This window comes from Streptomyces coeruleoprunus (genome assembly GCF_039542925.1).
GTDB classification, from domain to species: Bacteria; Actinomycetota; Actinomycetes; order Streptomycetales; family Streptomycetaceae; genus Streptomyces; species Streptomyces coeruleoprunus.
This window is the reverse complement of record NZ_BAABIT010000001.1, coordinates 5,094,584-5,109,118: the sequence shown is the minus strand read 5'-3', so window position 1 is coordinate 5,109,118 and position 14,535 is coordinate 5,094,584. Positions and strand designations below refer to the sequence as shown.

General features: G+C 74.0%; 9 protein-coding genes, 1 tRNA gene and 1 pseudogene. 3 read left to right on the top strand and 8 right to left on the bottom strand.

The features are described from left to right. Positions 1 to 36: 36 nt before the first annotated feature. On the bottom strand, positions 37 to 1,020 hold the full coding sequence (gene holA / locus ABEB09_RS22775; protein WP_345691761.1) for a DNA polymerase III subunit delta: 984 nt from the start codon (positions 1,018 to 1,020) through the stop codon (positions 37 to 39). A 60-nt stretch (positions 1,021 to 1,080) separates the two neighbouring features. Continuing rightward, positions 1,081 to 1,308, bottom strand: a complete 228-nt coding sequence (locus ABEB09_RS22770) for a hypothetical protein (protein ID WP_345694046.1) — start codon at positions 1,306 to 1,308, stop codon at positions 1,081 to 1,083. Between the two features lie 182 nt (positions 1,309 to 1,490). On the opposite strand from ABEB09_RS22770, the gene ABEB09_RS22765 reads away from it, so the two are divergent. Next, a complete protein-coding gene (locus ABEB09_RS22765; protein WP_345691760.1) occupies positions 1,491 to 1,946 on the top strand; it encodes a pyridoxamine 5'-phosphate oxidase family protein in 456 nt (151 codons plus the stop codon). Positions 1,947 to 2,283: 337 nt separating this feature from the next. Here ABEB09_RS22765 and ABEB09_RS22760 read toward each other — a convergent pair. From ABEB09_RS22760 to leuS, 5 genes and pseudogenes are all read right to left on the bottom strand, one after another. Next, positions 2,284 to 4,797 (bottom strand): annotated as a pseudogene (locus ABEB09_RS22760) (ComEC/Rec2 family competence protein); the annotation flags it as partial. Further along, positions 4,794 to 5,528, bottom strand: coding sequence for a ComEA family DNA-binding protein (locus ABEB09_RS22755; protein ID WP_380840762.1), 735 nt, complete (start codon positions 5,526 to 5,528; stop codon positions 4,794 to 4,796). The gene ABEB09_RS22755 and the pseudogene ABEB09_RS22760, both read right to left, overlap by 4 nt. 620 nt (positions 5,529 to 6,148) lie before the next feature. Then, positions 6,149 to 6,994: a DegV family protein gene (locus ABEB09_RS22750; protein ID WP_345691758.1), complete on the bottom strand. Its 846-nt coding sequence runs from the start codon at positions 6,992 to 6,994 to the stop codon at positions 6,149 to 6,151. Between the two features lie 117 nt (positions 6,995 to 7,111). After that, positions 7,112 to 7,942 carry a hypothetical protein gene (locus ABEB09_RS22745; protein ID WP_345691757.1) on the bottom strand — a complete coding sequence of 277 codons (831 nt, stop codon included), beginning with the start codon at positions 7,940 to 7,942 and terminating at the stop codon, positions 7,112 to 7,114. 178 nt (positions 7,943 to 8,120) lie between these two features. Then, a complete protein-coding gene (gene leuS / locus ABEB09_RS22740; RefSeq protein ID WP_345691756.1) occupies positions 8,121 to 10,988 on the bottom strand; it encodes a leucine--tRNA ligase in 2,868 nt (955 codons plus the stop codon). Positions 10,989 to 11,428: 440 nt separating this feature from the next. Between leuS and ABEB09_RS22735 the strand changes: the two genes are divergently transcribed. Together ABEB09_RS22735 and ABEB09_RS22730 are read left to right on the top strand one after the other, a co-directional pair. Beyond that, on the top strand, positions 11,429 to 12,781 hold the full coding sequence (locus ABEB09_RS22735; RefSeq protein WP_345691755.1) for a hypothetical protein: 1,353 nt from the start codon (positions 11,429 to 11,431) through the stop codon (positions 12,779 to 12,781). Continuing rightward, positions 12,778 to 14,355, top strand: coding sequence for an NADH-ubiquinone oxidoreductase-F iron-sulfur binding region domain-containing protein (locus tag ABEB09_RS22730; protein ID WP_345691754.1), 1,578 nt, complete (start codon positions 12,778 to 12,780; stop codon positions 14,353 to 14,355). Before ABEB09_RS22735 ends, ABEB09_RS22730 begins: the two co-directional genes overlap by 4 nt. A 107-nt stretch (positions 14,356 to 14,462) precedes the next feature. Here ABEB09_RS22730 and ABEB09_RS22725 read toward each other — a convergent pair. Further along, positions 14,463 to 14,535, bottom strand: a tRNA-Ala gene (locus tag ABEB09_RS22725).

Here is a 14,535-nt window from a genome sequence, read left to right as displayed (position 1 = left end):
ACGGGGCCTTCGGGGCGCGCGCCGGACCGTCGGCCCTCAGCGGCGGGAGCGGGCCGCCCGCGCGATGGTGACGACCGCCTTCTCCAGGGCGTACTCGGGGTCGTCCCCGCCGCCCTTGACGCCCGCGTCGGCCTCCGCGATGGCGCGCAGGGCCACGGCGACGCCGTCCGGGGTCCAGCCACGCATCTGCTGGCGCACCCGGTCGATCTTCCACGGCGGCATGCCCAGCTCGCGGGCCAGGTCGGCGGGGCGACCGCCACGGGCCGAGGAGAGCTTGCCGATCGCCCTGACGCCCTGCGCGAGGGCGCTGGTGATCATGACGGGGGCGACTCCGGTCGCGAGGGACCAGCGCAACGCCTCCAGGGCCTCCGCCGCGCGGCCCTCGACCGCCCGGTCGGCGACGTTGAAGCTCGACGCCTCCGCCCGGCCCGTGTAGTAGCGGCCGACGACGGCCTCGTCGATCGTGCCCTCGACGTCCGCCGTGAGCTGCGAGACCGCGCTGGCCAGCTCCCGCAGATCGCTGCCGATCGCGTCGACGAGGGCCTGGCACGCCTCAGGCGTCGCCGACCGCCCGACGGCGCGGAACTCCTGCCGCACGAACGTCAGCCGCTCCGCCGGCTTCGTCGTCTTCGGGCAGGCGACCTCCCGGGCCCCCGCCTTGCGGGCGGCGTCCAGCAGGCCCTTGCCCTTGGCTCCGCCCGCGTGGAGCAGGACGAGGGAGATGTCCTCGACGGGCGCCGCCAGGTACGCCTTGACGTCCTTGACCGTGTCCGTGCAGAGGTCCTGGGCGTTCCGCACGACCAGGACCTTGCGCTCGGCGAAGAGCGACGGGCTGGTCAACTCCGCCAGCGTGCCGGGCTGGAGCTGGTCCGCGGTCAGATCACGGACGTCCGTGTCGGCGTCGGCCGCCCGGGCGGCCGCCACCACCTGCTGCACCGCGCGGTCCAGGAGCAGGTCCTCCTGGCCCACGGCGAGCGTCACGGGGGCGAGGGGATCGTCGGTCGAGTTCTTGGTGGCCATCGTGAACCAGCATCCCACGGCCCACCGACAGCGCCCCCGCCCCGTGCGCCGCCCGGCGGCCTACGGCTCCTCGCGCCAGCCGTCCCACTCGGCGGCGAAGTCGTCCAGCTCGGCCGCGGAGAGCCGGCCGTCCGGGTCCTCGACGACGACCAGCCACTGGGCGTCCTCGGCGTCGTCCTCCCCGGCCAGGGCCTCCCTGATGAGCTGGGGGTCCTCGTCCAGCTCGAAGCGCTCGCCGAGGGCCTCGGCGGCCTCCTCCGCCGCGTCCCGGTCGGGCAGCACCAGCACGTGTCGTGCGTCGTTCGTGTCGTTCTCTTCATTCACGGCACCATTCTTCAACGTCCCCGAACGGCCCGAACGCCCAGGTCCGCCCTCATGAACCGCGCAGCCCCGGTCCTAGGTCCACCGCATCCGCGGAACGGTCCCGAAGCCCGAGGCGACGGGACCGACACCGCCCTTACGGTGCGCCCATGACGGTCCATGAGCCGGCCCGGAGCCGCGAGCAGCGCAAGCAGGACGTCCTCACGCGCCTGGAGAAGGACGAGGACGTCTGGGTCGCCACGGCGGGCGGCCCGGGCGAACCGTTCCTCGTGCCGCTGTCGTTCGTCCAGCACGGCGGCGCTCTGCTGATCTCGACCCGGCGCACCACCCCCACGGCCCGCAATGTCTCCCCGCGCGGCCGGGTCCGCCTGAGCCTCGGCCACACACGAGACGTCGTGCTCATCGACGGCGACGCCGAGGCGGTCGAGGGCCCGGACCTGCCGAGGGAGGCCGCGGACGCCTTCGCCGAGACGCTGGGCTGGGACCCGCGCGATCGCGCGGAGTGGGTCTACCTCCGCGTGACGCCCCGCACCGTGAAGGCCTGGCGCGAGGAGAACGAACTCCCCGACCGCCTCCTGATGCGCAACGGCACCTGGCTGGTCTGACCGCAGGCCCCACCCGGCCCAGGCCCCCGGCACCGAAGCCGTACGGACCCATACGGCGGCGGCAGCCGGTGCGGCGGCCCACACGCGCCTGACGGGGCAGCCGGCCGAGGCCCAACCGGAGCCACCCACGTCCGTACGGCTCGGCAGCCGGTGCTGGCGGCCGACTCGACCGGAGCGGCACGCACCTGTACGGGGCCGACGGCCGGCCGACCGGAGCCGCACGCGCCCCGCGCGAGGTCGGCGGCCGGCTCAACCGGAGCCGTACGCGGTCAGCCAGGCGAGTGCACCTCCGCGCTCCGCCCGTCGGCCACCGTTCATCGGGTGCCCTCGGTCCCCGCCCGGCTGCGACGGCACGCAGGTGTGGTCCCGCGCCGGTCACCGCGACGGCGCCGTCCCGGTCGGTGCGGAGCACCGCCGCTCCCCCGGCCAGCAGGGCGTCGACGGTACGGGGCGAGGGGTGGCCGTACGGGTTGTCCCGGCCGGCCGACACCAGCGCCAGCCTGGGTCTGACCCTGCGCAACAGGCCCGGGTCCTGGTGCGCCGACCCGTGATGGGCGACCTTCAGCACGTCGACCGGCGGCAGTTCCGGGTGAGCCCGGGTCAGGCCCCGCTGTGCGGGCGGCTCCAGATCGCCCAGGAGCAGCAGGCTCACCCCGCCCACGGCACGGACGAGCACGGTGACGCTCGCGTCGTTCGGACCCTCGGGCGCCTCCGGGCCCGGGACGCTCCTGCCCTGCCCGATGTCGGCGAACGCGGCCGGGCCCGGCGGCCAGAGCACCCGCCAGTCCAGCGGCCCCGCCCGGCGCCGCTCCCCCGGTCCGGCGCGTACGACCGGAACCCCGGCCAGCGCGGCCGTCCGGTGCACGAACGCGGCCTGGCCCGGCGGTTCCAGGAGCCCGGTGGTCTGGATCGCCCCGACCTGCCGGCCGCGCAGCACCCCGGGCAGCCCGGCCACATGGTCGGCGTGGAAGTGCGTGAGCAGCACCATCGGCACCCGGCGCACGCCCAGGTCGCGCAGACAGTGGTCCACCGGCTCGGGGTCGGGCCCCGCGTCCACCACGACCGCCGTACCGTCACCGGCCGCCAGGGCCATGGCATCGCCCTGGCCCACGTCGCACATCGCGAGCACCCAGCCCGGCGGCGGCCACCCCGTGACCATCCGCGTGAGCGGCGCCGGCCGCACCACCGCGACCAGCAGCAACGCCGCGCACCCGGCGGCCGCCCACGGGTGGCGCGCCGCCCGCCGGGCGAGCAGCACGAGCGCCGCGACCACGACGGCCAGCAACAGGCCGCCGCCCCAGCCTCCCGGCCACTCCGCCCGCGCCCCCGGCAGTGCGGCCCCGGTACGGGCGACGGAGGCCACCCACCCGGCGGGCCAGCCCGCGCACTCGGCCAGCACCCGGGCCACGGGCATGGCCACCGGGGCCATGGCGAGTGCGGCGAACCCGAGGATCGTCGCAGGAGCCACTGCGAACTCGGCGAACAGGTTGCACGGCACCGCCACCAGGCTGACCCTCGCCGCGAAGACCACCACCACGGGCGCGCACACCGCCTGCGCCGCGCCCGCCGCGGCCAGCGCCTCCGCGATGCGCGGCGGCACCCCGCGCGCCTGCAGGGCGGCGCTCCAACCGGGGGCCACTGTCAGCAGCGCGCCCGTCGCCAGAACCGACAGCAGGAAGCCGTACGTACGCGCCAGCGCCGGCTCGTACAACACCAGCAGCAGCACCGCCGCCGCCAGCGCCGGGATCAGCGACCTGCGGCGCCCCGTGCCGATGGCGAGCAGGGTGATCAGCCCGCAGGCCGCCGCCCGCAACACGCTCGGCTCGGGCCGGCACACCAGCACGAACCCGAGGGTCAGGGCCCCGCCGAGTATCGCCGTCGCACGCAGCGGGATGCCCAGCCGCGGAGCCAGACCGCCGCGTTCTGCATGCGACGCGGTCCCGACGGGCCCGATGAGCAGCAGCAACACGACGGTGAAATTGCTACCGGAGACGGCAAGCAGGTGCGTCAGGTCCGTCGCCTCGAAAGCCTCGCGCAGGTCCGGCGGGATGCGGGAGGTGTCACCGACGACGAGCCCCGGCAGCAGGGCCTTGGCGTCCGGCGCCAGTCCGTCGGTCGCCGCCCGCAGCCCCGCACGCAGCTCCCCCGCCGTGCGCTGCAGCGCGGTCGGCGGCCTCGCGATCCGCGGCGGGCCCGCGTCCGTGTACAGCACTGCGGCGAACGGGTCTCCGGGCCGTCGCGGCGGCGCCAGACGCCCGGCGGTGCGCAGCCCGGTGGAGGGCAACAGCCGCAGCCACGCCTCGCGATGCCGACCGTCCTCGCCGGGCCTTGCCAGGAGCAGGACAGGCGTGCGCACACGGGTGACCGTCCCGTCGAGCGCCGACAGACTCGTCACCTCCGCGTTGAGGACGACCGAGGAGGGGGCCGCGCGACTGCCGCGCACGACGGCCCGTCCAGGGCGCGGGTCCGACGTGACCGTCACGTCGACGACGACCCGTGCGTGTTCCTGCGCAAGTCCCGGCAGGGGCCCGCGTCTCAGGTCCGCGCCGTGCAGTCCCGCCGAGGCCGCGCCGGCCGCCGCGCACAACAACACCCCTGCGCACGCGGTGACGTTGGCCCGCCGTCTTCGTCGTGCACCCCGCTCCCCGCCCACCAGCAACAGGACCGCCGCTGCCGTGCAGAGCGCCACGCCCACGGCCGTCCACCACCCGGGCGTGCCCAGCGCGACGGCCGCCGCTCCCCACGCCGCCAGGGCCGGGGCCACGAGCCGCAGGTCGGCAGGGCCTTCCTGGCGCGGGTTCGCATCGCCCAGCCGGTTGTCCGACCTCGCATGCGCGACGACCCGCGTCATGGCCGCACGAGGGGCCGCAGGTCGGCGAAGCGCCGGTCGCCGATGCCCCTCACCTCACGCAGTTCGTCCACCGACCGGAAGCCGCCGTGACGCGTACGGTGCTCGATGATGTGGCGGGCCAGGACCGGCCCGACGCCGGGCAGGGTGTCGAGCTGCTCCACCGTCGCCGTGTTGAGGCTGATCGGCCCTCCTCCGCCGCCCGGGCCGCCCGGTACCTGCCCAGGCGCCCCCTGGACCGTCCCGGGGACGGCTGCGGCTCCGGCGACGGCCGGTACGCCCACGAGGACCTGCTCGCCGTCGACCAGGATGCGCGCCCTGTTGAGCCCGGTGGTGTCGGTGCCGGGCCGGACGCCGCCCGCCGCGCGCAGCGCGTCGACGACCCGCGCGCCCAGGGGTAACCGCAGCACTCCCGGTCGCAGCACCTTGCCGCTCACGTCCACCACGACCACGCCCGCCGGGCCCGTCGGTGTCGCTCCGGGAGGTGCAGGCCGGGACGGCCGTGGCCCGGCCGTTCCCGTCACTTCGGGCGCCGCGTGCCCGACGACGTCGGGGGCGCGCACGGTCTCGGGGCGGCCCGCCCAGAAGTACCGTCCGGCCAGCACCGCGCTCACGACCAGGACGACGACCAGAGCGGCCAGCGTCCGCCGCTCCAGCCCGCACCGCGCCTGCACCCACACCGGCAACCGCTCCCGCAGAGCGAGCCGCCACCGCTCCCGCGAGGGAAGAGGCACGGGTCGATCCGTGGCATCTCCCCCAGCGGCCACATTCGGAGACACCGGCCCGGAAGGCTCCGCATCCGGAGCCACCGAACCCGAAACGGCCGAGCCTGACACCGCCGCATCCGAAGCCACCGAGCCTGACACCGCAGCATCCGAAGCGCCCGAACCCGATGGCGCCGCACCTGAAGTAGCCCCCGCGCCCGAGGCCGCTGCACCCCAAGCCGCCACCCCCACATCGGGCGGCGCCCCGTCAGCCGGTGGGTCGTTCCCCGCGAGCAGCGCGTCGGCCCGGCGCCGCAACACCGCCGGGGGCACCGCCGCACGGCGCCTGCCTCCACGCAGCCTTCCGACGGCCCGGCCCCGTACCCGCCCGTCCGACCCCCGTGCGCGCCCGGGACCGCTGGTAGCCCGCCCCGGACCGCTCGTAGCCCGTAGCGGCCCGTCGGCAGTCCGTCGAGGGCCATTCGTCGCCGCCGTCCCGCCCTGCGGCCGTGCTTCGCCAGTGATTACGGAGTGTGTTCGGTTCGTCATGCCTCAGCACGGTAGGCGCATTCACCGAAACCCGCTGAGGCCACTCGATTTCCGTGGATAACCAGCGCATTGTGGAAAACCGGGTCACCCGTTGGGCGTGGTCACCGCTGGGAGACGACTACTCCGAGCAACCCCGGCCCGGTGTGTGCACCGATCACGGCGCCGACCTCGCTCACGTGCAGGTCGGCCAGACCGGGGACGCGCTCGCGCAGTCGCCCGGCGAGCGCGTCGGCCCGCTCGGCCGCGGACAGGTGGTGGACGGCGATGTCGACGGGGCTGACACCGGCCCGCTCGACGACGATCTCCTCCAGCCGTGCGATGGCCTTGGACGCCGTGCGTACCTTCTCGCGCGGCTCGATGCGTCCTCCGCTCAGCTCCAGCAGCGGCTTCACGGCCAGCGCCGAGCCCAACAGCGCCTGCGCCGCGCCGATACGCCCGCCTCTGCGCAGATAGTCGAGGGTGTCCACGTAGAAGTACGCGGAGGTGCCCGCCGCGCGCTTCTCGGCCGCCGCCACGGCCTCGTCCAGGGTGCAGCCGCCCTGAGCCGCCTCGGCCGCCGCGAGCGCGCAGAAGCCGAGCGCCATGGCGATCATGCCGGTGTCCACGACCCGTACCGGCACCGGCGCCTCCCTGGCGGCCAGCAGCGCGGCGTCGTACGTGCCGGAGAGCTCCGACGACAGGTGCAGGGAGACGATGCCCGTCGCGCCGGCGTCGGCGACCGCGCGGTAGTGCGCGGCGAACGTCTCGGGGCTGGGCCGCGAGGTGGTGACGGACCGTCGTTTCTGCAGGGCCTGCGCGAGTGAACGGGCGGAGATCTCGGTGCCCTCTTCCAGCGCCTGGTCGCCGAGGACGACGGTCAGCGGGACCGCGCTGATGCCGTGCTGCTCCATCGTCTGCGGCGGCAGGTAGGCCGTTGAGTCGGTGACGATGGCGACATGGCGGGACATGACCGGGAGGTTACCCGCAGGCGGCGTCCGAGGGCAGCCCGGCCCTCGTCCACCACCGTCTCGCGCCTCGTGCGCCGGTCGAGCCCGGCCCCCGCCCCGCCGGCCGCGGGGTCCGCGTCAGTTCGTGGTCTCGGGTCGTGGCGCCTTCTGCCAGGGGTAGGCGGTGCCCTGCCGGGGGTCCCGGGCGGTGATGGCCGGTCGGCCGGTCGCGTCGGGGCCGGCAGCACGCGCCTGCCGGGTGGCCTCGTCAACGGCACCATCGGCGTCCACGCCTGCGGGCCACACCTGGTCGGACGCCTGGGTCGTCGGCGCGGCGGGCCATGACACCTCGGTCCGGTCCCGGCCCTGCTCTGCCGCCGGGCCGCGCCCCTGGCCGCTGTCGGCAGCGGGGGCGGCGCCCGGCTCATCGGCCCAGTGCCGCAGCGCCCCGGCCTCCACGTCGATCTGCGCGCTCAGCGCCGCGAGGTCGTCCTCGGCGAACTTCTGCGCCCGGTCGCGGGCCGCCCACCGCAGCGAGTCCGCCGAGTGGGTGATGCGCTGCGTGCGCTCCCGCAGGTCGTCGAGCCGTGCCGCGACTCTGGCCCGGTCCGGGTCGCGCTCCATCTGCTTGAGTTCGTCGTCCAGTTCACGCCCGTGCGCGCTCAGCCTCCGGAAAAGGTCCAGCGACTCCCTGAGCGAGGCGTCCTCGGCGGCGCCCGCTTCCAGGGCGTCCTGGGTGGCGCGCATCGAGGTGCGCAGGGACAGCCTCAACTGCGCCAGTTCCCCCACGACTCCGCCCTGTCCGTAGCTCTTCGCCCGCAGGGTGGTGTCCTCGACGGTGCGCCGGGCCTGGTTCAGGGTGCGGTCGACACCGCGCTTGGCGGCCTTGACCGCCTTCACGCTCACATAGACCCCGAGGGTGACGAAGGCGACGAAGAGCAGCGTCAGAATCACGATCGCGGCTGTCATGCGGTCCCCTCGTTGTCGTCGTTCCCTCCACCGTAAACGGAACGGGCAGGTTGAGGGTTCCCTGAGAACCCCCAACCTGCCCGTAGGGGAAAAACCCGGGCCCGCCGCCGTCACCGGACGGCGGGCCGGCTTCCGTCAGGCCGCCGGCCCCGCGCCCGTTGGCCCGGGACCGCGCCCCTTACGCCGGAACGATGTTCACCAGCTTCGGCGCCCGCGCGATCACCTTGCGGATGCCCGCACCGCCCAGCGCCGCGACGACGGCGGGGTCGGCCAGCGCCAGGGCCTCCAGCTCGGCGTCCGTGATGGACGGGGAGACCTCCAGGCGTGCCTTGACCTTGCCCTTGATCTGCACGACGCAGGTCACGGTCTCGTCCACGACGTACGCCGGGTCGGCGACCGGGAAGTCCCGGTGGACCACCGAGTCGGTGTGGCCCAGCCTGCGCCACAGCTCCTCGGCGATGTGCGGGGCCAGCGGCGCGACCAGCAGCACCAGTCGCTCGGCGACCGACCGGGACACCGCGCCGCCCGACTTGGTCAGGTGGTTGTTCAGCTCGGTGATCTTGGCGATGGCGGTGTTGAAGCGCATCGCCGCCATGTCCTGGCCGACGCCGTCGATGGCCTTGTGCAGGGCACGCAGCGTGTCCTCGTCGGGCTCGGCGTCGACGACGGTGGTCTCACCGGTCGTCTCGTCGACGATGTTGCGCCACAGGCGCTGCAGCAGCCGGTACTGACCCACCACCGCGCGCGTGTCCCACGGCCGGGACACGTCCAGCGGACCCATGGCCATCTCGTACAGGCGCAGCGTGTCGGCGCCGTACTCGGCGCAGATCTCGTCCGGCGTGACCGCGTTCTTCAGGGACTTGCCCATCTTGCCCAGGACGCGGCTGACCTTCTCGCCCTGGTACCAGAAGCCGCCGTCCCGCTCCTCGACCTCGGCCGCCGGTACGGCGATGCCGCGCGCGTCGCGGTAGACGAAGGCCTGGATCATGCCCTGGTTGAACAGCTTGTGGAACGGCTCGGCGGACGAGACGTACCCCAGGTCGAACAGGATCTTGGACCAGAACCGCGCGTACAGCAGGTGCAGCACGGCGTGCTCGGCGCCGCCGACGTACAGGTCGACGCCACCGTGCGGCATGCCCTCGCGGGGGCCCATCCAGTACCGCTCGATGTCCTGGTCGACCAGCTTGTCGCCATTGTGCGGGTCCAGGTAGCGCAGCTCGTACCAGCACGAACCGGCCCAGTTGGGCATGGTGTTGGTCTCGCGGCGGTACCGCTTCGGCCCGTCGCCCAGGTCCAGGGTGACGTTGACCCAGTCCTCGTTGCGCGACAGCGGGGTCTCGGGCTGGGTGTCGGCGTCGTCCGGGTCGAAGGTGCGCGGCGCGTAGTCGTCGACCTCCGGCAGCTCCAGGGGCAACATCGACTCGGGCAGCGCGTGGGCGACGCCGTCCTCGTCGTAGACGATCGGGAAGGGCTCGCCCCAGTACCGCTGGCGGCTGAACAGCCAGTCGCGCAGGCGGTAGTTGATGGTGCCCTCGCCGATGCCGCGGCCTTCCAGCCACTCGGTGATCTTGGCCTTGGCCTCGACGACGCCGAGCCCGTTCAGGGACACGTCGTCATTGGCCGAGGCGATGATCTTCGCCTCGTACGAGTCGAAGGCGTCGTCCCACTCGGCCGGGTCGGTGCCGCGCCCGTCGGTCGGCTCGACGACGCAGCGCATCGGCAGGTCGAAGGCGCGGGCGAAGGCGAAGTCGCGCGTGTCGTGGGCCGGGACGGCCATGATGGCGCCGGTGCCGTAGCCCATCAGGACGTAGTCGGCGATGAAGACGGGGACCTGCTCGCCGCTGACCGGGTTCACCGCGTAGGCGCCGGTGAAGACACCGGTCTTCTCCTTGGCGTCGGCCTGCCGCTCGACGTCGGACTTGGCAGCGGCCTGCTTGCGGTAGGCGTCGACGGCCAGGGACGGGGTGGCGTGGCCGCCGGTCCACAGCGCGTGCGTGCCCTGGGGCCACGCGTCCGGGACGATCGAGTCGACCAGGTCGTGCTCGGGGGCCAGGACCATGTAGGTGGCGCCGAACAGGGTGTCCGGGCGGGTCGTGAAGACCGTGATGGCGTCCTCGCCGACCGGGAAGTCCACGCGGGCGCCCTCGGAGCGGCCGATCCAGTTGCGCTGCTGCAGCTTGATGGCCTCGGGCCAGTCCAGCGCGTCCAGGTCCTCCAGCAGCCGGTCGGCGTAGGCGGTGATGCGCATGTTCCACTGGCGCAGCTTCGCCTTGAAGACCGGGTAGTTGCCGCGCTCGGAGCGGCCGTCGGCGGTGACCTCCTCGTTGGCCAGCACGGTGCCCAGGCCGGGGCACCAGTTGACCGGCGAGTCGGAGGCGTACGCCAGGCGGTACTCGCTCAGCACGTCGGCGCGCTCGGCGGCGCTCAGCTCGCTCCACGCGCGCGTGGAGCCGGGCACGGACCGCTCACCGCTCTCGAACCGGGCGATCAGTTCGGCGATCGGGCGGGCCTTCTTCGCCTCGTCGTCGTACCAGGAGTTGAAGATCTGCAGGAAGATCCACTGGGTCCACTTGTAGTAGTCCGGGTCGATCGTCGCGAACGACCGGCGCTTGTCGTGGCCCAGGCCCAGTCGGCGCAGCTGCGCCTTCATGTTCTCGATGTTCGCCTCGGTCGACACGCGCGGGTGCGTGCCGGTCTGCACGGCGTACTGCTCCGCGGGCAGGCCGAAGGCGTCGAAGCCCAGCGTGTGCAGGACGTTGTGGCCCGTCATGCGCTGGTGGCGGGCGTACACGTCGGTCGCGATGTAGCCCAGCGGGTGGCCGACGTGCAGGCCCGCACCCGACGGGTACGGGAACATGTCCATGATGAACTTCTTGGGCCTGGCCACCTCGGCCGGCTCACCGGCCAGATCGCCGCTCGGGTTCGCCGCCTCGTACGTGCCGTCGGCGTCCCAGAAGTCCTGCCAGCGTGCCTCGATCTCGGCGGCCATGGCCGCCGTATAACGATGCGGGGCCGCCGTCTCGGCAGCCGAATTCGTCTCGCTCATGATCCTTCGAAGCTCCATCGATCGTCTCGGCCAACTGCCGGCTGCCGTGCTGAATCACACCGATTCCGGCGGCGCGGGCGAAATGAAAAAGCCCCTCGCACAGGAGGGGACGCCGCGCCGATTCCGAACGGATTTCTTCACCCGTCGGCACTGATCAGCGCGGCTCACTAAGCAGAAGGCGTACGGCACGCATGGCGTCAGGGTACAGCAGGCCCCGGACGGACCGCACAGAACCGTCCCGAGGGGCGGACACGGGCCGTCGCGTAACCGTCGCACTACGCGGACGTAACCGGTTACTCGGCGTATCGCCGCGTTCCTGGGCAACCCCCGAGTCAGTTGTCGGTCAGTCGTCTCCGTAAACCCGCAAACGCCGTACCCACCGGTATGCGCGGCCATAGCATGCGCCAACGGGACCTCATCCGCACCATTCGGAGTCGCCCATGACCCCTCATCGCAAGATCCGTTCTTCCCCCGCCGACAACGCGGGGCTGAGCAAGCCGGTACAGGGCGGGTTGTACGCGGCCGCCGTGGTTCTCCTGCCGCTCCTCGCCATCGGCGGCAGCGACGGCTTCCGGGAGTTCCTGGATTTCGGCACCGGCGTCCTCGCCCTCGTCTCCCTGACCGCCTCCGTCGCCTGGGCGCTCGTCGCCACCGACCGTCTTCTGCTCACCCCGCGGCAGCGCCTCCTCGCCCAGGGCATTCACCGGGCGACCGCCGTGGCCTCCCTCGGCTTCCTCCTGCTGCACGGCACCGTCAAGGTCTCGCTGGGGCACGTGGAACTCATCGGCGCCCTCATACCGTTCGGGCTGGGCGTCACCGGCTCGGCGGGCCTCATAGGCTTCGGGTCGCTCGCCGGCCTCCTCATGGTGGTCGCCGCGTCGACCGGGGCCCTGCGCAGCACGCTCGCCGGTCGCGGCTCCATAGCGGCCCGGTGGCGGCCCCTCCACATGCTGGCGTACCCGGCCTGGTGCGCGGCGCTGATCCACGGCCTGTACGCGGGCCGCCCCGCCGCCACCTGGGTGACCACGCTCTACTGCCTGGCCGTGGCCGCGGTCGCCGCAGCGGTGGCCATACGGCTCCTTCCCCCGCCGGTGCAGCGCCGCCTCGCCGGGCGGGTGCTCACCCTGATCCGGCCCGGCGCCGAGGGGCCGGCAGGCCCACGCGACGCCGACCGGGGCCGCCGCGATCCCCTGACGGCGCCACTCCCCGGGGCCGCCGACGTACCGGAAGCCCCGCGCCCGCACCCCTACGAGCCGGAGGTCCAGTGGGAGGCGCCCTCACGGCGCGCGCGCCGGGCGCGCACTCCAGGCGCGGGCATCTCCGCCGCGTACCGCGCCGTCTCCCTCGGCAGCGCGTCCAGCAGCCCCGAAAGCCCCACCCTCGCGACCGCCTCGCCCGACACCGGCGCGCCGACCCAGGACATCCCGCTCGCCGAGCGCGTCCCCATGACGGAGGAGCTGCCGACCGTCACCGACGAGCGCGCTCCCCGCCCCGGCTACTGGCCCACCCCGTCGCCCCCGCCGCCCGCCCCGTCCCCGGCCCCCCGCTCGTACGCCGACCCGCAGCCCGCCTTCACGGACGCCGAGACCGCCTTCATCCCTGCCCCGGCGCCCACGGCCCCTCCCACGTTCACGGCCCCTTCCCCGACGCCGTCTTCCTCCGCCGCGCCTGAACAGACCCCGGCCTCCGCCGCGTACAACATCACGGAGCCGGCCGCCGGGCCGACACCCGGCCCGTTCCGGCGCCCGCCGGCCGGCGAACCATGGACCGCACCCGCAGGAGACCGCCCGTGAACGCCCCGCTCCCCGACGTCCCCGAGGTCCGTGTCGTCGGACTTCCCCAGCTCACGCAGGGCTTCGATCTGGTCGAGCGGCTGGACCTGCCGATGCACCTGAAGGTGCACGGCCCGCTCGAACCGATGGGCGGCGAGCGGCTGGCCCGGCTCGCCGACGACATCTCCCTGCGCGGCCGCGGCGGCGCGGGCTTCCCCTTCGGGCGGAAGCTCCGGTCCGTGGCCGAGGCGGCGATCCGCCGCGGCATACGCCCCGTCGTAGTGATCAACGGCAGCGAGGGCGAGCCCGCGTGCCGCAAGGACACCGTGCTGCTGAACCGGGCCCCGCACCTCATCCTCGACGGGGCCCTGCTGGCCGCGGAGGCCCTCGGCGCCCGCACCCTGGTGGTCGCGGTGACGCGGAACTCCACGGAGATCTCCATCCGCGCCGCCCTCGCCGAGCGAGGGCTGTCGGACCGGCGCGGACAGCAGCTGCGCGCGCGGGTGGTGCGTACGCCGGAGCGCATGGTCTCCGGTGAGGCATCCGCCGTGATCCGGGCCATCGGCGGCGGCCCCGCGCTTCCGCCCGGCCGCCGGGAACGCGCAGCGGAATCGGGCGTGGGCGGTGCGCCGACGCTGCTGTCGAACGCCGAGACCTACGCCCAGCTGGCCGTGGCCGCCCGGATCGGGGCGCGCCGCTACGGGAACAGCGGCCTGGAGACCGAGCCGGGCACGGTGATGCTGACGCTGTCGGGCGCGGTCGCGCGGCCCATGGTCCTGGAGGTCCCGACCGGGGTGCCGCTGCGGTACGTGCTCCAGCTGGCCGGGGCCCCACCGGTCCCGCAGGGCGTGCTCACGGGCGGCTACCACGGCAACTGGATCGACTCGAACGCCGTGCACAACGCGGTGGTGTCCCGCGAGTCCCTGTCGGCCGTCGGCGGCTCCCTGGGGGCCGGGGCGATCCTGCCGATCGGCCCGGAGACCTGCCCGCTGGGCGAGGCCCAGCGGGTCGCGAACTGGCTCGCGGCGGAGACCGCCGGCCAGTGCGGGCCCTGCCGCCTCGGGTTGCCCGCCGCGGCGGGCGGCCTGTCCGACGTGCTCAACGGCGGCGGCCCGGCGGCCCTGGAGGCGCTGCGCGAGGTCACCCAGGCGGTGAAGGGACGGGGTGCCTGCAAGCACCCGGACGGCTCGGCCCGCTTCTTCGCCTCGACGCTGTCGGCGTTCACCGACGACCTGGCCGCGCACGTGCTGGACGGCGGCTGCGGCCGGCCGACGACGGGCGTGCTGCCGCTGCCCTCGCCGGGCTACCAGGACGCCGAGGAGTCCATCCCCAGCGGCGAGCGGCTGGCCGTGGACTGGACGCTGTGCCAGGGGCACGGGCTCTGCGCCGACATCGTGCCCGAGCTGATCCGTATGGGCCCGGACGGTTTCCCGGTGCTCTCGGACGCGTCCGTGCCGATGCACCTGCGGGGCCGTGCCCAGCGGGCCGTACGGCGCTGTCCGGCGCTGGCGCTCCGCGTGGAGCAGACGGCTCCCAAGGAACGGCCCGCCCTGCCCGCGGCGACCCGCAAGGCGCTCGGCAGCGGCCGCAGTTGAGTGTGCCGGGGCACCTGAACGGTGCCCCGGTCACCGGCCACACAGGCCACAGTCACGATGACGAAGAAGCGGGCCATCCGATCCGGATGACCCGCTTCCATCTTCTGTGGAGCTAAGGAGAATTGAACTCCTGACCTCTTGCATGCCATGCAAGCGCTCTACCAACTGAGCTATAGCCCC